The 24,255-nt window shown below is 42.2% G+C and carries 22 protein-coding genes; 8 read left to right on the top strand and 14 right to left on the bottom strand.

What is annotated here, in order from left to right; all coding sequences use genetic code 11:
• Positions 1-45 precede the first annotated feature (45 nt).
• The 3 genes from ychF to SLU01_RS16830 all read right to left on the bottom strand — a co-directional run bounded on the left by ychF (position 46) and on the right by SLU01_RS16830 (position 2,365).
• Entirely contained in the window at positions 46-1,146 is a 1,101-nt protein-coding gene (gene ychF / locus SLU01_RS16840) for a redox-regulated ATPase YchF (RefSeq protein WP_147060502.1), read from the bottom strand.
• A gap of 86 nt (positions 1,147-1,232) precedes the next feature.
• The gene (locus SLU01_RS16835; RefSeq protein ID WP_147060500.1) at positions 1,233-1,436 is read right to left on the bottom strand and encodes a DUF951 domain-containing protein; all 204 of its coding nucleotides are present in this window, start codon (positions 1,434-1,436) and stop codon (positions 1,233-1,235) included.
• A gap of 23 nt (positions 1,437-1,459) precedes the next feature.
• Positions 1,460-2,365: a mechanosensitive ion channel family protein gene (locus tag SLU01_RS16830; RefSeq protein WP_246111027.1), complete on the bottom strand. Its 906-nt coding sequence runs from the start codon at positions 2,363-2,365 to the stop codon at positions 1,460-1,462.
• Between the two features lie 96 nt (positions 2,366-2,461).
• Between SLU01_RS16830 and yyaC the strand changes: the two genes are divergently transcribed.
• Positions 2,462-3,034, top strand: coding sequence for a spore protease YyaC (yyaC, locus tag SLU01_RS16825; protein ID WP_246111026.1), 573 nt, complete (start codon positions 2,462-2,464; stop codon positions 3,032-3,034).
• On the opposite strand, the gene SLU01_RS16820 is transcribed toward yyaC, so the two are convergent.
• From SLU01_RS16820 to rpmH, 11 genes are all read right to left on the bottom strand, one after another.
• Positions 3,009-3,716, bottom strand: a complete 708-nt coding sequence (locus SLU01_RS16820; RefSeq protein ID WP_147060506.1) for a DUF554 domain-containing protein — start codon at positions 3,714-3,716, stop codon at positions 3,009-3,011. The two genes, yyaC and SLU01_RS16820, sit on opposite strands and share 26 nt — an antisense overlap.
• A gap of 64 nt (positions 3,717-3,780) precedes the next feature.
• Positions 3,781-4,617 carry a ParB/RepB/Spo0J family partition protein gene (locus SLU01_RS16815; RefSeq protein ID WP_147060498.1) on the bottom strand — a complete coding sequence of 279 codons (837 nt, stop codon included), beginning with the start codon at positions 4,615-4,617 and terminating at the stop codon, positions 3,781-3,783.
• Positions 4,610-5,371: a ParA family protein gene (locus SLU01_RS16810; RefSeq protein WP_147060496.1), complete on the bottom strand. Its 762-nt coding sequence runs from the start codon at positions 5,369-5,371 to the stop codon at positions 4,610-4,612. Before SLU01_RS16810 ends, SLU01_RS16815 begins: the two co-directional genes overlap by 8 nt.
• 216 nt (positions 5,372-5,587) lie before the next feature.
• Positions 5,588-6,391 (bottom strand): nucleoid occlusion protein, encoded by an 804-nt coding sequence (gene noc / locus SLU01_RS16805; protein WP_373866428.1) that lies wholly within the window; start codon positions 6,389-6,391, stop codon positions 5,588-5,590.
• A gap of 422 nt (positions 6,392-6,813) precedes the next feature.
• On the bottom strand, positions 6,814-7,530 hold the full coding sequence (gene rsmG, locus SLU01_RS16800; protein ID WP_147060492.1) for a 16S rRNA (guanine(527)-N(7))-methyltransferase RsmG: 717 nt from the start codon (positions 7,528-7,530) through the stop codon (positions 6,814-6,816).
• Between the two features lie 63 nt (positions 7,531-7,593).
• Entirely contained in the window at positions 7,594-9,483 is a 1,890-nt protein-coding gene (gene mnmG / locus SLU01_RS16795; RefSeq protein WP_147060490.1) for a tRNA uridine-5-carboxymethylaminomethyl(34) synthesis enzyme MnmG, read from the bottom strand.
• A 110-nt stretch (positions 9,484-9,593) separates the two neighbouring features.
• Positions 9,594-10,979, bottom strand: a complete 1,386-nt coding sequence (mnmE, locus tag SLU01_RS16790; RefSeq protein WP_147060488.1) for a tRNA uridine-5-carboxymethylaminomethyl(34) synthesis GTPase MnmE — start codon at positions 10,977-10,979, stop codon at positions 9,594-9,596.
• A 188-nt stretch (positions 10,980-11,167) separates the two neighbouring features.
• On the bottom strand, positions 11,168-11,941 hold the full coding sequence (jag, locus tag SLU01_RS16785; RefSeq protein ID WP_147060486.1) for an RNA-binding cell elongation regulator Jag/EloR: 774 nt from the start codon (positions 11,939-11,941) through the stop codon (positions 11,168-11,170).
• A complete protein-coding gene (gene yidC, locus SLU01_RS16780; RefSeq protein ID WP_147060484.1) occupies positions 11,938-12,708 on the bottom strand; it encodes a membrane protein insertase YidC in 771 nt (256 codons plus the stop codon). The genes jag and yidC overlap by 4 nt, the downstream gene beginning before the upstream one ends.
• Before the next feature lie 68 nt (positions 12,709-12,776).
• A complete protein-coding gene (rnpA, locus tag SLU01_RS16775; protein WP_147060482.1) occupies positions 12,777-13,121 on the bottom strand; it encodes a ribonuclease P protein component in 345 nt (114 codons plus the stop codon).
• 293 nt (positions 13,122-13,414) lie between these two features.
• Positions 13,415-13,549 carry a 50S ribosomal protein L34 gene (gene rpmH / locus SLU01_RS16770; protein ID WP_147060480.1) on the bottom strand — a complete coding sequence of 45 codons (135 nt, stop codon included), beginning with the start codon at positions 13,547-13,549 and terminating at the stop codon, positions 13,415-13,417.
• 536 nt (positions 13,550-14,085) lie between these two features.
• On the opposite strand from rpmH, the gene dnaA reads away from it, so the two are divergent.
• From dnaA to SLU01_RS16735, 7 genes are all read left to right on the top strand, one after another.
• Positions 14,086-15,435 carry a chromosomal replication initiator protein DnaA gene (gene dnaA / locus SLU01_RS16765; protein WP_147060478.1) on the top strand — a complete coding sequence of 450 codons (1,350 nt, stop codon included), beginning with the start codon at positions 14,086-14,088 and terminating at the stop codon, positions 15,433-15,435.
• Between the two features lie 171 nt (positions 15,436-15,606).
• A complete protein-coding gene (gene dnaN, locus SLU01_RS16760; protein WP_147060476.1) occupies positions 15,607-16,743 on the top strand; it encodes a DNA polymerase III subunit beta in 1,137 nt (378 codons plus the stop codon).
• Between the two features lie 115 nt (positions 16,744-16,858).
• Complete coding sequence (gene yaaA / locus SLU01_RS16755; RefSeq protein WP_147060474.1) at positions 16,859-17,098, top strand: S4 domain-containing protein YaaA; 240 nt, start codon at positions 16,859-16,861, stop codon at positions 17,096-17,098.
• The gene (recF, locus tag SLU01_RS16750; RefSeq protein ID WP_147060472.1) at positions 17,088-18,209 is read left to right on the top strand and encodes a DNA replication/repair protein RecF; all 1,122 of its coding nucleotides are present in this window, start codon (positions 17,088-17,090) and stop codon (positions 18,207-18,209) included. The genes yaaA and recF overlap by 11 nt, the downstream gene beginning before the upstream one ends.
• 97 nt (positions 18,210-18,306) lie before the next feature.
• A complete protein-coding gene (gene gyrB / locus SLU01_RS16745) occupies positions 18,307-20,229 on the top strand; it encodes a DNA topoisomerase (ATP-hydrolyzing) subunit B (protein ID WP_147060504.1) in 1,923 nt (640 codons plus the stop codon).
• A gap of 96 nt (positions 20,230-20,325) precedes the next feature.
• Positions 20,326-22,833, top strand: a complete 2,508-nt coding sequence (gene gyrA / locus SLU01_RS16740; protein WP_147060470.1) for a DNA gyrase subunit A — start codon at positions 20,326-20,328, stop codon at positions 22,831-22,833.
• 118 nt (positions 22,834-22,951) lie between these two features.
• Complete coding sequence (locus tag SLU01_RS16735; RefSeq protein ID WP_147060468.1) at positions 22,952-24,043, top strand: HD-GYP domain-containing protein; 1,092 nt, start codon at positions 22,952-22,954, stop codon at positions 24,041-24,043.
• The last annotated feature ends 212 nt before the right edge of the window (positions 24,044-24,255 follow it).

Below are 24,255 nucleotides of genomic sequence, written 5' to 3'. Positions count from 1 at the left end.
TTAAAAAAACAGCTCAAAAGGTTTTTCCTTTCGAGCTGTTTTTCTTTATACGTTAAAACGGAATAGCATGACGTCCCCGTCTTGAACGACATATTCTTTTCCTTCGAGACGGACTTTGCCAGCTTCTTTCGCTGCTGCCATGGAGCCTGCTTCTACTAGGGCATCGTAGGATACTGTTTCAGCTCGGATGAATCCGCGTTCGAAGTCTGTATGGATGACGCCTGCGCATTGTGGTGCTTTCATCCCTTTACGGAATGTCCATGCGCGCACTTCTTGGACGCCTGCCGTGAAATACGTAGCTAAGCCCAATAAATGATAAGCTGCTTTAATCAATTGATCGAGGCCTGATTCTTTGATGTTTAGTTCTTCAAGGAACATTGCTTTTTCCTCTTCATCCAACTCGGCCATCTCTTCCTCGATTTTCGCACAGACAACGATGACTTCTGCGTTGTCCTTCTCAGCAAATTCTCGGACGATTTTCACGTACTCATTATTTTCAGCATCCGCAATTTCGTCTTCAGAGACGTTTGCGACGTAAAGCATCGGCTTGATCGTTAGAAGATGCATGCCCTTAATAAGGGCGAATTCTTCAGGTGGCAATTCCACTGAACGGGCAGGCTTTTCATTTTCAAAAGCATCTTTCAGTTTCAATAGAACCGGCTCTTCCGCCATTGAGTCCTTGTCTTTTTGCTTTGCCATTTTGGAGACACGTGTCAAACGCTTGTCCACGCTTTCCATGTCAGCGAGTATTAGTTCCAGGTTAATGACTTCGATATCTGAAATTGGATCCACTTTTCCGGAAACATGGGTAATGTTTTCATCATTGAAGCAACGGACGACTTGGCAAATTGCATCGACTTCACGGATATGGGATAGGAATTTATTACCCAATCCTTCCCCTTTGCTTGCTCCTTCAACAATCCCTGCAATATCTGTAAATTCGAATGCAGTCGGTACGGTCTTTTTTGGTACGACGAGCTCAGTCAACTTCTGAAGACGCTCATCTGGAACTTCTACGATCCCAACGTTCGGATCGATTGTACAGAACGGATAGTTAGCCGCCTCTGCTCCAGCTTTTGTAATTGCATTAAATAATGTCGACTTTCCAACGTTCGGCAATCCGACGATTCCTGCTGTTAACGCCATTTATTTCCCAACCTTTCATATAGGTCAATTTCAACAATTATCATTACAACTCTTCCATTATAAGAATAGTTGGCGTTCCTGTCTAATTAATGTTCGGCTTCCGCCTTAACGAGCACTTTTTTCATTTTCTTCGCAAACTCATTACGTGGAATCATAACGCTATGCCCGCATCCTTCACATTTGATACGTATATCGGCGCCCATCCGGATGATTTTCCAAGCGTTCGTTCCGCATGGGTGCGGTTTTTTCATCTCCACTACGTCATTTAAATTAAATTCTTTATCGACCATATAGTTGCACCACCCTTTCCTTATTATTGATTATCAAAGGACTTCGTTACAAGTGTTGGATAGGGTATTTCAATTCCTTCCTGCTCAAGGGACTTTTTCAGCCCCATACTTATACTCCGCGCAGTATCAAAATGACGCATCGGTTTTGTCTCGACGATAATCCGCTCAATCACGGCATCTTCGGTAAAGTCGTGGGCACCGATTAGTCTGGGGTTTCCGAGGAGGTCGGGATTGTCCTTGCTCATCGTCTCCAGAAATGCCTCTATCGATTTCTCTACTTTTTCAATGCCAAGTTCAAACTTTATCGTTACGTCGACAATTGCCAAAGAGTTCTTCAAAGAATAATTGACGACTTGAGCAATTGAGCCATTCGGTAAAATGAAGACCTCTCCTGTGAAGTTTTTAATCTTCGTTGTTCGCAGTCCAATTTCCTCGACCATACCTTCCGCCGATCCGATTTGTACATAATCGCCTACTGAAAACTGATCTTCAAAAAGAATGAAGAATCCTGAAATGACATCCTTCACTAGGCTTTGTGCCCCGAATCCGACTGCGAGTCCCAATACACCAGCCCCGGCCAACAATCCTTTCACGTCCATATTGAACTCATCTAACACGGCTATAATCGCAGTAAAAAAGACGACGTAAGTGAGTGTGTTTTCCAGTAACTTTAGGAGCGTCATTTCACGCCGTTCCTCTTTCCGGATTGGTCCTTTCAGTTTTATTTTGAATAGACGTCTAATAATAGACTTTCCTATTTTCACGACTATAAAAGCAACTGTAATGATAATTCCTATCCGAATAGCGACAGATAATATATGAATCCATGTATCTTCATCAAATATGAACCTGCTCACTTTTTCTGTATCTTCATTGAAGAACATATCCCTTATCAAATCTTTTAATTTCTCCTTCTTCTCTATTGCCACTCTTAAACTTCCTTTCCGTATAAATTCATCTCCAGCCGCGTATACTGCTAAACAATCAATACATGTTGGATTAATAAATTAGAATGGGGTTTTGTCATGCACACAACACTTTCCACGGATTATGATTACCGGATTCATTATGATGAGACGGGTGCAGTTTGGAAACTCAGCACATTTTTTCTCGAACACATCCCTTTTCATCAAGATGCCCTCGCCTTTTTTTGTATTGGAACTGATCGTTCCACTGGAGATGCATTAGGGCCATTAACCGGTTCCCATTTATCCGAATCCTTACTATTCCCGTTTTCAGTAATTGGTACTCTAGAAAACCCTTTACACGCTTTGAATTTACAAGAGAAGTTGGAAGAGAGACTTAAGAAGGATCCTTCAACATTTATAGTCGCGATAGATGCTTGTTTAGGCAAAAGCGACTCGATTGGCCAGCTGCTTCTCCATAATGGACCGCTTTACCCCGGCAAGGCGGTCGGAAAAGAATTGCCCCCAGTTGGAAATTTGTCCATCAAAGGGGTCGTCAACATTTCGGGTTTCATGGAGCAAGCTGTCCTACAAAGTACACGACTGCATCTCCCTTTCGAAATGAGCCGGATTATTTCCCGCTCCTTGCAACTTGCATATGGAAGATTTAAAACAGGAAATGAACGATCGTAACGACGACTCCCACAACAAGAATTCCAGGAATAAAATTGGCAACACGCATTTTCGTTATACCGATTAAATTCAAGCCGATTCCAACAATCATGAGACCCCCAGTAGCCGTCATTTCAGATATGAAAAATTGCAATAAATCATCCGGCACGAAGCGGCTTATTTGTGTTGAAAACAATGTGATGATTGCTTGATAAAGGAATACAGGGACTGCTGCGAACATTACACCTAGACCGAGTGTGGAGCTTAGAATAATTGAGGTGAATCCATCTAGCACTCCCTTCATGATCAAAACATCATGATCATTCCGCAGTCCGCTATCGATTGCCCCAATTATAGCCATCGAGCCTACAACGAAAATCAATGTTGCTGTGACAAATCCTTGCGCAATACCAGGGCCTTGCTTTTGTGATGGCAATTTACGTTCTAGCCATTTTCCTAATTGATTGATCTTGCCATCAAGGTCCATCCATTCGCCAATGAGTGCTCCAACAACAATACTTATTATGACGATAAGTATTTGTGTGCTTTCAAATGTCATTTGGATACCGATTGCAACAACAGCCAGGCCTATTCCATACATAACGGTTTCTTTCATCCGTTCTGGAATATTGTTTAAAAAGCGACCAATTAACGTTCCTACTATGATTAATACAATATTTACTATCGAACCGAATAAAACCAAGGTTTTCACTTCCGTCTACTAAAAATAATACCTATTTTGCATTATGAGCAAAATAGGTACATGCTTATTCATTCAATAATTCAAGGATCCTTTCAAGATCTTCTTCTGTGAAAAACTCGATTTCGATTTTCCCCTTGTTTTTCGTCTTTTTAATTGTTACATTAGTGCCGAAATATTCACGTAAGTTCGACTCTTTTTCCTGAAGAAATATGTTCTTTTTTTCTGACTTTGTTTCACGTGGAACATCTTCATTTAATTTATGAACTAGTCGTTCTAGCTGTCTGACGTTCAATCCTTCTTGTATCGTCTTTTCAGCTATCAAAAGGATTTGTTCTTTTTTACGAAGCCCGAGTAAAGTTCTGCCATGCCCCATTGAAAGTTTACCATCTGTAATCATTTTCCGAGCTTTTTCCGGCAGGCTAAGTAGTCGGACATGATTCGCTATATGCGGCCTACTTTTCCCTAGTCTAAATGCAAGTTGTTCCTGTGTCAGACTAAGATTATCCATCAGTTTTTGATAAGCTTCCGCTTCCTCGATCGGCGTTAGATCTTCACGTTGCAAGTTTTCAAGGATCGCCATTTCCATTGATTCTTCATCTGTCAGTTGGCGGACAACTGCGGGTATTTCAACCAATCCTGCAAGCTTTGCTGCTCTGAAACGTCTTTCTCCCACAACAATTTCATACATCGTTCCGACTTTCCTGACGATGATAGGTTGTAAAACACCATGTTCTTTTATGGACTCACTTAATTCTTGGATCGCATTTTCATCGAATATTTTCCTTGGCTGATAGGGATTCACTTTAATGCTCTTCAATCGGATATTCTCGATTGCTTCCGCTTTCGTTAATGACTCATCGGGGAATAAAGCGTTTAAACCCTTTCCTAGACCTTTAGCCATTGTGCACCACTTCCTTTGCCAGCTCTAAATATACTTCCGCGCCCCTTGATCTTGAATCATAAATGATAATTGGTTCGCCATGACTTGGAGCTTCACTCAATCGTACATTCCGTGGAATGATTGTTCCGTATACTTTATCCTGAAAATACTTTTTTACTTCCTCAATTACTTGAATCCCTAAATTTGTTCTAGCGTCAAACATTGTCAATAACACACCATCAATCATCAGGCTTTCGTTCAAATGCTTTTGGACGAGCCTAATTGTACTGAGCAACTGGCTTAAACCTTCCAAAGCATAATATTCGCATTGAACGGGAATAATGACAGAATCTGCGGCTGTTAATGAATTGATTGTCAATAAACCTAAAGACGGCGGGCAATCAATAATGATGAAATCATACAGTTCTTTAGCTCCCTGAATTGCATGCTTCATCCGGACTTCCCTTGAAATAGTTGAAACTAGCTCTATTTCTGCACCCGCCAAAGAAATGGTTGCCGGAACGATGTCCAGGTTTTCCATTTTCGTATGGTGAATGACTTCCTTTATATGGACGTCATCGATTAACATATCATAGATGCATTGGTGTACATCTCCCTTATTGACCCCTACCCCACTTGTTGCATTTCCTTGTGGATCGGCGTCAATGAGTAATACCTTTTTGCCAATATGCGCAAGGCAAGCACTTAAGTTAACCGAAGTAGTTGTCTTTCCGACTCCTCCTTTTTGATTGGCGATTGCTATTATTTTTCCCACGCTTGCACCTGCTTTCTCACTCTTCATACTTGTACTAATGAATCTATGAAAAACATAGTTTGCTGGACATTCTAGTAATTTCAATCATTCTATTATAGTTTATCAAAAAACGACTGTCCGTGGTAATGTATAGCACAAAAAAACTCCTGCTTCAGTCAAGCAAGAGTCGTCCCGCTTAACAAACGGGATTCATTGGATGCTTTATAATGATCATCATTATTTATTCTTCGGAATTTTGACGGTAATCGTGTAAAATTCCTCCGTATCTTCCTCTTCAGTCTTTACGTTAATGCCGCTTTTTGTTACAAGTGCCAATGACTGTCTGATCGTATTTAGAGCGATTCGGACATCTTTGCTGACAGATTTTCTTTTGACCGCTTTTTTCTTGCCTTTTTCATCTTCAACTGGGTTTAATACTTGCTGAATGCGTTCCTCTAATTGCTTAACGTTCAGTTGTTCTTCAATCGCTTCATTGGCCAGTTTGGTTTGCAACTCAGGATCCTTAACGGAAATCAATGCTCGTGCATGCCTTTCAGACAGTTCCTTCGTTAGGATCTTATCTTTTATTTCATTTGGAAGCTTTAATAACCGCAGCTTATTGGCAACTGTCGACTGCCCTTTTCCAAGACGTTGCGCCAAGGCTTCTTGGGTCAATCCGTGTAATTCCAATAGTTTTTCATAGGCAAATGCTTCCTCGATTGCAGTTAATTCTTCACGTTGCAAGTTCTCAATCAAAGCAATTGAAGCTGTTTCCCTGTCATCCAAATTCCGGACAATTGCAGGTACTTCTTCCCAACCGAGTTTCTTCATTGCACGAAATCTACGTTCACCTGCAATGATTTCATAACCTTCTTCGTCGACTTTTCGAATGACGATAGGTTGAATAACTCCATGTGTATGAATTGTACGCGCAAGCTCTTCGATTTTTTCTTCTGAAAAGATTGTACGTGGTTGATATTTATTTGGCCGGATCAAGTCAATTTTCACTTGATCGACTTTTTCATGTGGAGTTTCCTCCATTTGTTGTAATTCAGGTTCTTTTTCCGTACTGCCAAAGAAACGTGAAAACGTGTTTTTCATCCCCACACCACCTTTACAAAACTACTCATCGTATTAGCTATTTCGTCATATCTATTATATATCCTCTATTCTACTTATTAAAGGGTAGATTATATATGTTTATTATACTATATAAAACAAACTAAAGAGATTAACTTAAACAGTTTTCCGTTCCAGGCGGACGCTTTCCGCGGGCATGGCCTCAGCCTCCTCACTTCGCTACGCTTCGTTGCGGGGTCTTCAGCTCATGCTATTCCCGCTGGAGTCGCCGCCTTCCACTCCAAACAATGGAAATCTCAATGTATGAATCATTTTTTCGTTCTATATACATAAATCCATATTGACTTATCAGAGAATACTTTATAATGTTTCACGTGGAACAATTATGTGATTGGTGTTTTGTTAGGAACTCCCGGTTTGCGTGGGTATTTCTTCGGTGTCTTTTTGATTTTTCTTAAAGTGAAAATATTTCTTTCGCTTTCTTCCATTGGCAAGCTGAAAGAAAACTTTTCAATTAACTCTGCCCCAAGAATGTTGATTGCTTTTTTGGCATCCGTTAGTTCTTCTTCAGCTGCTGCGCCTTTCATGGAAATAAAAATGCCTCCCTCTTTTACGAGAGGAATACAGAGCTCTGAAAGAACTGCTAATCGGGCTACGGCGCGGGCAGTTACAATGTCAAATTGCTCGCGGTATTTTGGGTTTTGACCAAAATCCTCTGCTCTTGAATGGATAAAGTTTACGTTATCCAATTTAAGTTCATTAGAGAGTTCGTTTAAAAATGTAATTCTTTTATTTAAAGAATCCACGATTGTAACAGATAGTTCTGGGAAACAAATTTTCAATGGGATACTTGGAAATCCAGCTCCAGCGCCTACGTCGCATATGGATTTTTGTCCCGTTAAGTCTGTAAAAAATGCAGCAGTAATTGAATCATAAAAATGTTTGAGATAAACGGACGGCGCGTCTGTAATTGCTGTTAAGTTCATTTTTTCATTCCATTCAACTAGCATATGGAAATACTTATCGAATTGCTGCAACTGATACTCCGTCAGGTTGATCCCCTTCTCTTGCAATGCTTCTACAAATTGTTGTTCGTTCACTCGAATCCTCCTTTTAAAAAATGACTGATGCGGACTTAATACACCCACATCAGTCACATGATGTTAACCTGATATTTTCGCAATCTTACCTTGCTCTATATAAACGAGAAGAATGGAAATGTCTGCAGGATTTACGCCGGATATCCTTGATGCTTGTGCGATTGACAATGGTCTAACTGCAGTAAGATTAGCTTTCGCCTCTTTTGCAATTCCAGTAATGGCATTGTAATCAATGTTTTCCGGTATCCTCTTGTTTTCCATTTTCTTCATTCTTTCGACTTGCTGCATCGACTTTTCAATATAACCTTCATATTTAATGAAGATCTCAACTTGTTCTGCCACTTCTTCGGATTTCTTTTCTTCTGGAGGCACCACAGTGATAATTTGGTTATATTTCATTTCCGGACGTTTTAACAGGTCTGCCGCTTTCATCGGTTCACGGAGCTCTGTACCGCCGGAGTCTTTGATGATTTCTTGAACGGCTTCACTTGGCTTGATTGTCACTTTGCGAAGTCTTTCAATCTCCTCTTCGATTTGTTGCTTTTTAATAAGGAATTTTTCATAGCGTTCTTCGCTTATCATTCCAAGCTTATAGCCGATTTCGGTTAAACGTAAATCGGCATTATCATGACGGAGTAATAGACGATATTCCGCTCTCGATGTAAGAAGACGATAAGGTTCGCTCGTTCCTTTTGTCACGAGGTCATCGATGAGGACTCCGATATACGCATCAGCTCTTCCAAGAATAACTTCTTCTTTTCCGAGCACATTGCTTGCGGCATTGATGCCCGCCATGATGCCTTGCGCAGCTGCTTCTTCATAGCCTGATGTTCCATTGATTTGGCCGGCAGTGTATAGGTTTTTAATCTTTTTGGTCTCGAGTGTCGGCCAAAGCTGAGTCGGTATGATGGAATCATATTCGATTGCGTATCCGGCACGCATCATTTCCGCCTTTTCTAATCCGGGTACACTTTCGATCAATCGACGTTGAACATGTTCTGGCAAGCTTGTTGAAAGTCCTTGTACATAGTATTCTTTCGTATTTCGACCTTCTGGCTCAAGGAAAATCTGATGACGCGATTTATCCGCAAAACGGACGATTTTATCCTCAATTGAAGGGCAATAGCTTGGCCCTTTTCCTTTGATCATTCCGGAATACATTGGGGAAAGATGAAGGTTTTCGTTGATAATTTCATGTGTTGTCGGTGTTGTGTATGTCAACCAGCATGGCAATTGATCCATAATGAATTCTGTTGTCTCATAGCTGAATGCGCGTGGTTCTTCGTCGCCTGGTTGGATTTCCGTTTTGCTGTAATCAATTGTATTGCCGTTAATGCGTGGTGGTGTCCCGGTTTTGAAACGGATTGTTTCAAGTCCGAGCTCTTGCAAGTTTTCTGCAAGCTTGATGGCCGGCATTTGGTTGTTCGGACCGCTTGAATATTTCAAGTCTCCGATAATGACTTCTCCACGAAGGAAAGTACCGGTTGTAATAATGACTGCTTTCGCGCGGTAGATTGCTCCGATTTGAGTGATGAGCCCTTTCACTTCGCCATCCTCGACGATTAGTTCTTCTACAACTCCTTGATGGAGTGATAGGTTTTCTTGTTCTTCGAGTACGCGTTTCATTTCTTGTTGGTAGAGGACTTTATCTGCTTGCGCACGAAGTGCACGTACTGCGGGTCCTTTTCCTGTATTCAGCATCCTCATTTGGATGTGTGTTTTATCGATTACTTTCCCCATTGCTCCGCCAAGTGCATCGATTTCCCGGACGACTATACCTTTTGCGGGGCCTCCGAGTGATGGATTACATGGCATGAAAGCGATCATATCGAGGTTCATGGTAAGCACCAATGTCGATGCACCCATCTTTGCTGAGGCGATTGCCGCTTCAACGCCGGCATGCCCTGCTCCGATGACTATACAATCGAACGTGCCTGCTTCAAATTGTGGCATGTTCGTTCATCCTTCCTATTTTATGAATGGTGTTGCTATTGCCGTGTCTATGTCTTAAATATCGGATTTCCGCTTCAATCCTAAGTGTCTCTACAATAATATTAATTAAATTATTTTCCTAAACAAAACTGGGCGAATAATTGGTTGATGAGGCTGTCTTGGACTGTGTCGCCGACGATTTCGCCTAGGAGCTCCCAAGTGCGTGTTAAATCAATCTGAATCATGTCGACGGGGACATTTGCTTCAGCCGCGCCTATGGCGTCCTGGATTGTCTTATGTGCTTTATGGAGCAATGCGATATGTCTCGCATTTGATACATAGGTGAGGTCCCCAGCTTCGAGCGTTCCTTCGAAGAAAAGCTTGGCGATTGCTTCTTCAAGCTCATCGACGCCCTCTTCTTTTAGGATGGATGTCGTCACGATTGTTCCCTTCCCTGCCAGATCATTCACTTGCTGCATATCAATTTTCTGAGGGAGGTCAGTTTTATTGATGACGACAATCATGTCCATGCCTGATGTTGCTTCGAATAAACGAATATCCTCTTCCGAGAGCTCTTCGGAACTATTCAGGACAAGGAGTATGAGATCCGCTTCCTTCAAAACTTGCCTGGATCGTTCCACGCCGATCCGTTCAACGATGTCTTCCGTTTCTCGGATGCCTGCTGTGTCGACAAGACGAAGCGGAACGCCTCTGACATTAACGTATTCTTCAATTATATCACGTGTCGTTCCAGCAATTTCTGTAACAATGGCCTTATTCTCCTGGACGAGGCTGTTCAGTAATGAAGACTTCCCGACGTTCGGTCTCCCGATGATGACTGTTGATAGTCCTTCACGAAGGATTTTACCTTGGGAGGACGTGCGCAATAGTTTCTCGATTTCCTCTTTCACCCACGTACCTTTTTCAATCATGAGTGGAATGGTAACTTCTTCGACATCATCATATTCGGGATAGTCAATGTTCACTTCGACTTGCGCCAATGTTTCAAGGAGTGCTTGTCTTAATTCGCCGATCAGCCTGGAGAGCTTCCCTTCCATTTGGTTCAAAGCGACATTCATCGCCCGATCGGTTTTTGCGCGAATTAAGTCCATGACTGCTTCCGCTTGCGATAAATCGATGCGTCCATTTAAAAATGCACGCTTTGAAAACTCGCCTGGTTCCGCAAGGCGAGCCCCTTCTTTCAACACGAGGTTGAGGACACGGTTTACCGCCACCACACCGCCGTGGCAATTCACTTCGACGACATCTTCACGGGTGAACGTTTTCGGTGCTTTCATGATGGATACCATCACTTCCTCGACGACACTTCCAGTAGATGGGTCAACTAAGTGCCCGTAATGAATTGTATGTGATTGTTCGTCCGCCAGTTTTTTTCCTGACGGAGAACGAAAAATTCGATCCGAAATGTTGATAGCTTCGTCTCCACTAAGCCGGACGATGGCGATAGCTCCTTCCCCCATTGGAGTGGATATGGCAGCTATAGTATCAAATTGCATTTTCATCACCTTCCTGACTCGTTACCCACATGTGGATAACCGTTTTGACATGACTATCTAACAAAATATAATATCACAAATTCACTCATTCTCATAGTGCCCGCACCTTATAAATGTGGATAACTGAAAAAATCTCATCACGCACTAAAAAACCCGCAAAGCGATTCATCCACTTTGCGGGTTTTTGATTAATTAATCGGTTCAATAACAAGGTATCGATTCGGATCCGTGCCTTCGGAATGAGTTTCTATATCCAATCTATTCGATAATGCATTATGGATAACTTTCCTTTCATAGGAAGGCATTGGTTCAAGTTGAACCTTTCTTCCACTTCGCACGGCTTGATCTGCCATTCTTTCTGCGAATTGTTCTAATGACTGTTCACGTCGCTCACGGTAGTCTCCTACATCGAGACGAACGACTTTAAATTGTCCAGCGTATTTGTTTGCGATCAGCTGAGCCAATTGCTGCAATGCGTTCAATGTTTGCCCTCTCTTTCCAATAAGGAAAGCCGCCTTTTCGCTCTCCAATTGGAATGAAAGATATTTTCCATCCACTTCATGATTAATGACAAGATCTTTGATGCCCATTCCTTCAGCAATTGCCGTCACATAGGCTTTTGTTTCATTTATTGCCTGCTCGTCCGATGAATCGGGATGCTTGCTTTTCCCTTCGATACTTTCAGAAACTTCCTCTGACGGTTCAGCTGACTTTTCACTCTCTTTTTGCTCAATTTCAGGAATTGGGGCTTCTTTTTTCTCTTCGGTTTCAGGAATTTTCGGTTTCTCTGTCTCTTTAACAGTCACCGCGACTTCCGCTTCCCTTGCACCAAATCCCAGGAATCCTTTTTTCCCTGAATCAACTATTTCGATTTCCACTTCATCACGCGTCATATTGAGCTGTTGCAACGCCGCTGTTATTGCGGCCTCCACTGTCGCTCCCTTTCGCGTTATCCTATTCATTTCTTTTTCCCTCCCACTTTTACAGGTGCCACTTCTTTTTTCTTAAATGGTTTGTAAATGAAGATATTCTGGATAATTGAAATGATGTTACCGATAACCCAATAAAGTGCCAATGCTCCCGGCAAGATTGTACCCATGAACATAATCATGAAAGGCATGATGTACATCATCACTTTCATTTGCGGGTTGTCCATGGCTGGACCCGTACGCAAGACGACGAATTGCATAAGACCTGCAATGATTGCTAGTATAACGCTTGGTGTACCAAGTTCAAACCAAAGGAATTTACCGATTTCTATTTCAGGCGTAGCATTCATCCTGCTAATGGCGTGGTATAGTCCGATGATGATCGGCATCTGGATAAGTACAGGTAAACACCCTGCGGCAGGATTTATTTTCTGCTCCGTCATCACTTTTTGCATTTCTTCGCGGTATTTCTGTTGTGTAACAGCGTCTTTCGATTTGTATTTCTCTTTCAGGCCGTTTAAGATCGGTTGCATCTCTTGCATGCGCTTCGAATTTTGTGCTTGTTTGATCATAAGCGGTAGTAAGACGAGGCGGATGATAATGGTGACGGCAATAATTCCGAAACCATATGTACCTAACAGATCTTTAAAAGTAACGATTAAAGACACGATCGGCCAAACGATGTATTTATTCCAAAATCCTTCGCTCGTGTCGTATATCGGTTGATTGAATTCCCCACAGCCTGCCAGGAATACGGATACAACAGTAAGCATAAGTATTAACGCGGTTCTTTTTTTCAACTTGTTTCCCCCAAATCTGTTCCAAAGTCTATTGTTAATTTCAGTTTATCATGAACATTTATAACGTTCTACTTCTTATTAAATGCCTTGGCAATCTTCAGTACGTGTTGCAAGCTCTTTTTTGTTTCATGGAAGTCCAGATTGGCCGCCTGGTGTCTGGCGATAATAACATAATCTCTATCATTTTTCAGTTCTTCTTTCATTTCAAGGAAGGCTTGACGGATATATCTTTTGATACGGTTGCGCGTCACCGCATTCCCCAATTTCTTTCCAACGGACAAACCGATCCTGAATTCTTGTTGCTGTTCCTTCCTATAGGAATAAACGACAAATTGCCGATTTGCAACAGACTTGCCTTGTTTAAATACTTTTTGAAAGTCATCATTCTTTTTGATCCGTTGACGCTTTTTCAAACCTGCACCTCCTTTTTACCAATCCAGCTTCGGGCGCTAGCTGCTCGGGGTCATAAGGCAAAGACGCTGTGTGGCAAAAGGCGCCACTTCGCATCTTTGTCTTATGCCTGTCGCAGCTGTGCAAGCGCCCTTCGCTTTTTTTTAATCCAGCTTCGGGCGCTAGCTGCTTGGGTCATAAGTCAAAGCTACTGCGTGGCAAAGTGCGCCACTTCGTATCTTTACCTTATGCCTGTCGCATCTATGCAGGCCGCCTACGCTTTTTATACAAAAAAAAACCACTGTTCCCAGTGGTCTTATGCTGAAAGCACTTTTCTTCCTTTGCGACGACGAGCAGCGAGAATATTACGTCCGCTTTTTGAGCTCATTCTTGCACGGAAGCCGTGAACTTTACTACGTTTACGTTTATTTGGTTGGAATGTACGTTTCATTTCAAAGACACCTCCTGCATTGTCCCTATACTATCTGACAGTCTTGAACAGTATAAATGCCATTGGCCATAATGTCAATTATTTTTTTCACGTCGGCATAATCCGTTTCCGTTTTTCATTTATTTATTTTTATCTACAATATTCGCCAGCCACTCAAAAACTGCTATTTAAGTTATCCACATGTCTGAATGACACTTGCTGAAAAATATGTTCATAGATTTTTTCGGAGTTTTTTTTATGCACAGTCCTTATCTACACCTTTTACACATACGAAAAGCTGTGGATAAGATAATTCTCCACAATTGCCGCTATTGTTAGTAACTCATAGAATCCCTTGTCATCCTTATAGTTTCTTGGTACAATAAAAAGGATTTTGCTGTTAACAAATTTAAGAGCCCATTTCATTATCCACAATTGTTGATAGGTTGTGGATAATTTTTTCAACACTTTTGGATATTTCTTATCCACATGATCATTTTCTGTGTATAATACATATTCATGTGTTTTTTTTATTTCACTGTAAAGGAGGCCCACGAGTGGATCAACTAGAAAAGTTATGGAATGAAGTTTTGTCGAAAATTGAAGATAAAATATCTAGACCCAGTTTCGAAACTTGGCTTAAATCGACAAAATTGATGTCCTATGGCGATGAAAACGTGACAATTGCTGTTCCAAATTCATTTGCGAAGGACTGGTTGGAAAATCATTATGTGCATTTGATAACTGGCATCCTGTCGGAATTGACCGGAGAAGATCGATTAATTCACTTTGTTGTTCCAAAAGAAATGGAAGAAAGTGATTTCCAAATACCGAAACCAGTTGTAAAACAAGCTGATAAAACGCCTGTCCAATCAGCTTCTGTCATGTTGAATCCAAAATATACGTTTGATACATTCGTTATCGGTTCAGGAAACCGATTTGCACATGCTGCTTCGCTTGCTGTTGCTGAAGCACCCGCAAAATCGTATAACCCCTTGTTCATATACGGAGGCGTGGGACTTGGCAAGACCCATCTTATGCATGCGATCGGACATTATATAATGGAGCAGGATCCATCTGCTAAAGTCGTTTATTTGTCTTCTGAGAAGTTTACGAATGAATTCATTAATTCCATCATGAATAATAAAGCCGGCGATTTCAGGAATCAGTATCGGAACGTAGATGTCCTTCTAATTGACGATATTCAATTCATCGCCGGAAAAGAACAGACACAAGAGGAATTTTTCCATACTTTTAATACATTACATGAGGAAGCAAAGCAGATTATCATTTCCAGTGACCGTCCTCCAAAAGAGATACCGACCTTGGAAGATCGTCTTAGATCACGGTTTGAGTGGGGATTAATTACCGATATTGCACCGCCCGATCTTGAAACGAGGATTGCGATTTTACGTAAAAAAGCGAAGGCGGACGGCCTTGTCGATATTTCGGATGAAGTGATGTTATACATCGCCAACCAAATTGATACGAACATCCGTGAACTGGAAGGGGCATTAATACGTGTAGTTGCCTACTCCTCGCTCGTCAATATGGACATTACGACGGATCTGGCAGCTGAAGCGTTGAAAGATATTATCCCTAATTCCCGCCCGCGTACTGTTAGCATATTAGATATTCAAAAAACAGTCGGAGAGCATTTCAATATCCGACTTGAAGACTTTTCCGCGAAGAAAAGAACGAGAGCGATCGCATTTCCGCGTCAAATTGCGATGTACCTCTCCCGCGAATTGACGGACTCCTCTTTACCAAAGATCGGATCCGAATTTGGCGGCCGCGATCATTCGACCGTCATTCATGCTCACGAAAAGATTTCCAAACAACTGAAGGATGATCAAAATCTGCAGCAGGATATTCAAGAAATTAAAAATGCCCTCGGCAGAGGTTGAACATCCACATGTGAATAACCTTGTAAAAACGAAACAAGCTATTCACAGCTTATGCACATGTGTATAGCTTTCTCATATATAGGATTTCGGGGCTTATCAACATTTCCACAGGCCCTATTACTATTACTATCTTTATTACTTAACTAATAATTATATAAGCGAGGGTGCAAAATGAAATTTGAAATAATGAGAGACTGGCTGCTTGAAGGATTGAATGATGTCATGAAAGCAATCAGTCAAAAAGTGGCGAACCCCATTTTGACCGGCGTAAAAATCGAAGTGAATGATAAAGGCTTGACGATGACTGGAAGTGATTCAGATATTACGATTTGTACATTCATCCCGGTTGAAGAAGATGGAGAACAAATCATTCGCGTAATTGAATCAGGATCTATCATCCTTCAAGCGAAAGTATTCAGTGAGATTGTACGTAAATTACCGACGAATGATGTTACGATCGAAGTTGAAAATGGGATGCAAACCCATATTCAATCAGGAAAATCGGAATTTCATCTGATCGGCTCAAATTCTGATGATTATCCAGTATTGCCGAATGTCAAAGACGAATATCGATTTTCTTTACCTTCGGACTTGATGAAATCACTCATAAAAGAAACTGTTTTTGCAGTGTCCCAGCAAGAGACACGACCGATTTTAACCGGAGTCCATTGGGAAACGAATGAGGAAAAACTTGTATGCGTAGCGACAGATAGCCATCGACTTGCACGAAGAGAAATCGTTCCGGAAAATATGCCGGAAAGCCCATTCAGCGTTGTCATTCCTGGAAAAAGCCTGCAAGAATTGAACAAAATCCTTCCTGATAATGCAGATGTAGTGGAGATTGTCATTGCGGATCAGCAAGTTCTATTCAAATCCAGAAACGTGCTGTTTTATTCAAGGCTTTTAGAAGGGAATTATCCGGATACATCAAGATTAATCCCTTCTGAATATAAAACGACGGTACAAGTAAACGGCCGGCAGTTATTACAAGCAATTGACCGTGCTTCCTTACTTGCTCGGGATGAAAGAAACAATATTGTTCGCTTCTCTGCTGATGGTGGAAAAGCGATTGAAGTATCATCCAATTCGCCGGAAGTTGGTAAAGTTGAGGAATTGATTGAGGCGATAGATGTAACTGGAGAAGACTTGAAAATTTCCTTCAGCGCAAAATATATGATGGATGCATTGAAAGCGATTGACGGTCAAGACATCGCAATCCATTTCACAGGTGCAATGCGCCCATTCATATTGACGTCAATGGAAAATGACCTGATCTTGCAATTGATCCTGCCGGTGAGGACATTTTAATTAAGACTTGAGAAATAGATGCAAGGATAGTCAACTTTTTTGGCTATCCTTTTTACTTATAGCCAAAAGTTCGGTAAAATAGAAGAACAGACTAATTTACGAAGGATGAAAGCGGATGGAAATAGTGAAAATCGATACTGAATTCATCACATTAGGCCAATTGCTGAAAATGACGGATTGTATAAGTTCCGGAGGCATGGCTAAGTGGTATTTGGAAGAACATACAGTTTACGTGAACGGAGAAGAAGAGCGGAGACGGGGCAAAAAACTTTACGACGGTGATGTCATCAATATTCCCGGCGTAGGAAGAGTTAAAATTTCCACATCCTTAGACGGTCAATCGGATGTTCATTGAACGACTGGCTTTAAAGGATTATCGGAATTATTCTTCCCTCGATTTATCATTTTCCCCACAAATCAACGTTCTGATCGGAGAAAACGCCCAAGGCAAGACGAATGTCATGGAAGCGATCTATGTCTTATCAATGGCTAAATCACACCGTACATCAAATGATCGTGAACTGATACGTTGGGAACAAGAGTATGGTAAAATAGAAGGGGACATAGAGCGGAAATATGGGCGTCTTCCACTTGAATTGACGATATCTAAAAAAGGCAAGAAGGCGCGGGTCAATCATTTGGAACAAAACCGCCTCAGCCTATATATCGGTCAGCTCAATGTTGTCATGTTTGCTCCTGAGGATTTGAATCTTGTAAAGGGAAGCCCACAGATTCGAAGAAGATTCTTAGACATGGAGATCGGGCAAATTTCCCCTGTCTATCTTCATGATCTGCTCACCTTCCAAAAAATATTAAAGCAACGAAATGCAATCCTCAAAGACAATCGTGGAAAACTGGATTTTACGGACGTCATGTTCGATATATATACAGAACAATATATCCAAATCGCAGTACAAATCATCCGAAAACGTTTTTATTTCATCGAGTTGCTCCAAAAATGGGCGGAACCTATCCATAAAGGGATTTCTCGTGGAATAGAACAATTAAAAGTGACGTATGGAACTTTAAAAGAGTTCGATTCTGGGCAGACTGCTGAACAGATGGAAGAAATACTCAGCCAAAAATTAAAAGAAGCGAGACGTCGTGAGTTGGAACGCGGTATGACACTGATCGGGCCACACCGTGATGATCTCCATTTTTTTGTGAATGGCTATGATATACAGACATACGGTTCGCAGGGACAGCAGCGGACTACGGCATTGTCCTTAAAACTTGCGGAAATAGATCTTGTCAAACAAGAAGTCGGTGAAACTCCGGTTCTCCTGTTGGATGACGTATTGTCCGAGCTGGATGATTATCGCCAGTCTCATTTGCTCAACATTATGCAAGGGCAAGTCCAGACATTCGTCACGACGACGAATATAGCTGGGCTTGATCATGAGACGATACGCAGGGCCGAGTTATTCGAAGTATCTGCTGGGCATGTATCCGGTAAAGAGGACTGATGATATCGAAACTGTCATCCAGTCAATTGTTTTAAAGTAAAGAAGTAAGTAGTAATGTGTGATTGATGTTCGGAAAGGAAAGGTGAACATTTTGGCTATGGAAGAAAAAGAATTGCAGACAGCATATGATGCGAATCAGATCCAAGTCCTTGAAGGCTTGGAGGCTGTCCGTAAACGTCCGGGCATGTATATCGGTACAACTAGTTCGCGAGGGCTTCACCATCTCGTATGGGAAATTGTCGATAACAGTATCGATGAAGCGCTGGCGGGTTATTGTGACCATATTGAAGTGACAATTGAAAAAGATAATTGGATTCGCGTTGACGATAATGGACGTGGTATTCCGGTCGGTATTCAGGAATCTACAGGCAGACCAGCCGTGGAAGTTATCATGACAGTTCTTCACGCAGGTGGTAAATTCGGAGGCGGAGGCTATAAGGTCTCAGGCGGATTGCACGGTGTTGGTGCTTCTGTTGTGAACGCACTTTCCGAAGTTACTGAAGTGTACGTAAGACGTGATGAAAAGGTCTATTTCATCCGTTTTGAAAGAGGGGCATTGGTACAGGAGCTTGAAGTGATTGGAACAACTGATGAAACTGGTACACGTACAAGATTCAAAGCCGACCCGGAGATCTTCACGGAAACGACGGTCTATGAATACGAAATTTTGGCCCATCGTCTTCGGGAACTTGCCTATTTGAATAGAGGATTGCGCATCACCATTACAGATGAGCGTGGCGAAGAGGAACGTGTCGATACATTCCATTATGAGGGCGGTATCAAGTCATACGTTCAGCATTTGAATCAAAACAAAGAACCGATCCACGAGGAACCGATTTTCATAGAAGGCGAAAAGGACGGCATCTCTGTTGAAATAGCAATGCAATACAATGGCGGTTTTGCTGAAAACCTTTTATCATTCGCCAATAATATCAATACGTACGAAGGCGGAACACATGAATCGGGATTCAAGACAGCATTGACGCGCGTTATCAATGATTACGCAAGAAAGAACGGGATGTTAAAAGAGTCGGATCCGAACCTTTCCGGCGACGACGTCCGTGAAGGCTTGACCGCAATCGTCTCGATTAAACACCCGGATCCGCAATTCGAAGGACAAACGAAAACAAAGCTCGGCAACTCTGAAGTGAGTACGATTACTAATACGTTGTTTTCGGAAGGCTTTCAGCGCTTCCTTCTTGAGAATCCAAATTCGGCTCGTATGATTATCGATAAAAGCCTCATGGCTGCAAGAGCACGTATTGCCGCGAAAAACGCACGTGAGCTGACACGCCGTAAATCGGCACTGGAAGTATCCAGCCTTCCTGGGAAACTGGCAGACTGCTCCTCACGCAATCCCGAAATTAGCGAATTATACATCGTTGAGGGTGATTCGGCGGGTGGTTCTGCAAAAAGCGGACGTGACCGTCATTTCCAAGCAATCTTGCCTTTACGTGGTAAAATCCTGAACGTAGAAAAAGCTAGACTGGACCGTATTTTAGGAAATGCCGAAATAAGGATGATGATCACAGCGCTAGGTACGGGAATCGGGGATGAGTTCAATCTTTCGAAGGCGCGTTATCATAAAATTGTCATCATGACTGATGCCGACGTGGATGGAGCGCATATCCGGACACTGTTGTTGACATTCTTCTTCCGTTTCATGCGCCCATTGATCGAAGCGGGGTATGTCTATATCGCACAGCCGCCTCTCTATCGGGTGAAGCAAGGGAAGCATGAGGAATACTGCTTCGACGAAGTAGAACTGCAAGAGATCCTTGACCGTCTATCTTCTATACCGAAACCGGTCATTACACGATATAAAGGTCTCGGTGAAATGGATGCGACCCAATTATGGGAGACAACGATGGATCCGGATCAGCGGACCCTTCTGCAAGTGCATCTTGAAGACGCTTTTGACGCCGATGCAACTTTCGAGCAATTGATGGGCGATGAAGTGGAGCCGCGCCGCAAGTTCATCGAGGAAAACGCGATGTATGTAAAGAATTTAGATGCTTGATTAATAAATTGTGAACATAGGCCTGCAACAGACAGGTGCTTTGTTCAGTTGACAGGCTGTCTTGAATTGCGCCTGAGTTGAAAGGAGTATGACAATATGGCAGATATGCCTAAACGTGGTGTCCAAGGCATCAACATCAGTACGGAGATGAAAACATCCTTTCTTGACTATGCAATGAGTGTTATCGTCTCCCGGGCATTGCCGGACGTGAGAGATGGATTGAAACCTGTCCATCGTCGTATCCTCTACGCGATGCAGGATCTTGGGAACACTGCGGATAAACCACATAAGAAATCGGCCCGTATCGTAGGTGATGTTATCGGTAAGTATCACCCGCACGGTGATAGCGCCGTATACGACACGATGGTAAGGATGGCGCAGGATTTCAACTATCGCTATATGCTCGTTGACGGACACGGAAACTTCGGTTCTGTCGATGGTGATTCAGCGGCTGCGATGCGATATACGGAATCTAGGATGTCCCGTATTGCAATGGAGTTGCTTCGCGATATTAATAAAGACACGATTGATTATCAGGATAACTATGACGGCCAGGAAAAAGAGCCTATCGTTTTACCTAGCCGTTTCCCGAACTTGCTCGTTAACGGTACTTCGGGAATCGCGGTCGGTATGGCGACAAACATCCCCCCTCATCACTTAGGAGAAACGATTGACGGGGTGCTCGCGATGGCCGATAATCCGACAATCACAACTGAAGAATTGATGGAAATCATTCCTGGGCCTGATTTTCCAACAGGCGGTATTATCCTTGGAAGAAGCGGGATTAGAAGAGCTTACGAAACTGGCCGCGGATCGATTGTCATCCGTGGCAAAATCGAAATTGAACAGAGTTCCAACGGCAAAGAAACGATTATCGTTACAGAATTGCCGTATCAGGTGAATAAAGCGCGTCTGATCGAAAAAATTGCTGAACTTGTCCGGGACAAACGTATTGAAGGCATTACGCATCTTGCGGATGAATCTGATAGGACTGGAATGCGCATCGTCATTGAAGTGCGCAGAGACGCAAACGCACATGTGCTGTTGAATAATCTTTATAAACATACTGCCCTTCAATCAAGTTTCGGCATTAACATGCTTGCGCTCGTCGATGGCCAGCCTAAAATTTTGGCGCTTAAAGAAATCCTTTATCACTACTTAGAGCACCAAAAAGTTGTTATCCGCAGACGGACCCAATTTGAGTTGAATAAGGCGGAAGACCGTGCGCATATTTTGGAAGGTTTACGGATCGCACTTGATCATATCGATGAAATCATCGCGCTGATTCGCGGTTCGAAGACAACGGATGAAGCTAAAACCGGCTTGATGGAACGTTTTAACCTGTCTGAACGCCAATCTCAAGCAATTCTTGATATGCGTCTCCAACGTTTAACTGGTTTGGAACGTGATAAAATCGAGAACGAATACCAGGAACTTTTAGTATTGATTGCGGAATTACGTGCAATCCTTGCAGATGAAGAAAAAGTGGTTCAAATCATCCGAGAAGAACTTCTAGAAGTAAAACATCGTTTTTCGGACGACCGTAGAACCGAAATTGGAAGCGGCGGCGCTGAAATGCTTGAGGATGAAGATCTCATCCCTGTGGAAAACTCGGTATTGACGTTGACACATAACGGCTATATTAAACGTCTTCCTGCGAACACCTATCGGAGCCAACGCCGTGGAGGCCGCGGTATCCAAGGAATGGGGACGAATGACGACGACTTTGTCGAGCACTTATTGAACACTTCCACACATGATACGATTCTATTCTTTACAAGCAGAGGAAGAGTGTTCCGTAAAAAGGGATATGAAGTGCCTGAATTCAGCCGTACGGCAAAAGGACTGCCGATCATTAATCTGTTAGATTTTGATAAAGATGAAAAAGTGACAGCGATGATTCCGGTAGAGAAGTTTGAAGTGGATAAATACCTCTTCTTCGCAACACGTTCCGGTATCGTAAAACGTACATCCGTCGCTGATTTTGCCAATATCCGCTCAAATGGCTTGATCGCCCTTACGCTACGTGGGGATGATGAATTGATTGGCGTGAAGATGACAAATGGAGAGCAAAATATCGCCATCGGTACGAGAGATGGTATGCTCATTAAATTTGATGAACGGGATATCCGCTCTATGGGACGTGTCGCGAGCGGCGTGCGTGGAATTCGTCTACGTGAGGGAGACATCGCTGTAGGCATGGATACCGTTTCGGAAGACGATGAAATCCTCGTTGTTACTGAAAAGGGCTTCGGAAAACGGACTCCTGAAGACGAGTATCGCATCCAATCCCGTGGCGGCTATGGTTTGAAAACATTGAATGTGACAGATCGGAACGGCCGACTAGTAGCAATGAAAACTGTTAATGGCTCGGAAGACCTCATGCTGATCACCATTCATGGAATTTTAATCCGTATGGATATTGAGGATATTTCATTAATTGGCCGAAGCACGCAAGGTGTCCGTCTAATCCGTTTAGGAGAAGATGAGCATGTTGCAACAGTTGCAAAGGTTGAGAAAGAGCAAGACGATGAAGAAGATGAAATCGTTGAAGCTGCAGAAAAGAATGAAATAGAAGAAATAGAAGAACAAGACGAAGAGTAAGGTAAAAAGGTTATTGGAACGACAAAAGTCGTTTCGATAACCTTTTTTCTATCGTCTATTTCGAATATTTACAGTATGATAGAACATAAGAGATGATCGGAAAGCGGTGAGATTAATTATGGAAGTATATAAGAACATTAGTGAGCTGCGTGCAGGGATTTTATTGAATGAAGATGTTTACTGCAAAACGAAGTTTCCGATTATGCGAAAAGACACTGAACTTTCATTAGAACATATAGAAGTGTTAAGAGCCTTTGGAATAAAACGCGTGAAAGTGGAAGAGCGTGTGACAAAAAAGGATGTCCCGGAGTCGGAACAGACTATCAATGCAGATGACGTGCTTGATAATATACCGGTTAGTATGTATTTACTGCGTAAGGAATATAACGAGACAGTCAGCAATTATAAAAAGGAATTCAAACACTGGCGTTCCGGACAACGCCCCGACATTGCAAAAGTCCGTTCCTTCATTATTCCTCTTCTGGAAAAGTCGCTTACACAAAAAAGAATATTGACAATGCTTAACGACTTTTCGAACCCAGAAGAATATATTTACCATCATTCCATTGCTGTCGGCATCTTATCCTCAGCAATTAGCAATCAAATGGGCTTTGATAAGGGGGATACGCTTCAACTCGGGCTTGCGGGTGTATTGGCTGATTGCGGTATGGCTAAAATAGCACCTTCCATTTTGGAGAAAACAGCATTCCTTTCGAAAGAGGAATACAACGAAGTGAAAAAACATACGCTATTCAGCGTTAAAATGATACAGGATAGTCCATTGCTTCGTCAGGATATGAAATTAGCAATCCTTCAACATCATGAACGTCTGGACGGAAGCGGTTACCCGCGTGGTGAAAAAATGGAAAGCATTTCCGTATTCTCGCAAATACTAGCCGTTTCCGATGTCTTTCATGCTATGACATCCGAAAGGTTATATAGAACGAAACACTCTTCCTTCAAAGTTATTGAGATGATCAAGGAGGAGGAATTCGGCAAATTCGATATTAAAGTCGTGGAAGCTCTGCATAAGTTAGTTGGTAATCTTTCTATAGGAACAAGAGTAAAACTGACTGACGGAGAACTCGGGGAAATCATGTTTGTGCATCGGGATACTCCGCTAAGACCGATGATTAAAAAAGAATCTGATGGGCTTATCATTGATCTCACAACAAATCGCAGTTTGGCAATCGCTAAAATTGTAGAATGAATCCAATTAGCCGCCAAACGGATTGAGAGGCGGCTTTTATTAATTTTTAGGTAGAATAAATCTTACTTCAAAAAAAGAGTTGCATTCAACAAGATGAAATGGTATATTAGATAACGTTGCATTTCCGCTAAGTGAATAACTACTTCAAAACAGCTTAAAACTTTTTGATAAAAGTTGTTGACATCGGGATTGCAGGATGGTATTATATAAGA

This window comes from Sporosarcina luteola (assembly GCF_007991495.1).
GTDB classification, from domain to species: domain Bacteria; phylum Bacillota; class Bacilli; order Bacillales_A; family Planococcaceae; genus Sporosarcina; species Sporosarcina luteola.
The sequence above is the reverse complement of the archived record's forward strand: the minus strand, read 5'-3'. Positions and strand labels throughout refer to the sequence as shown.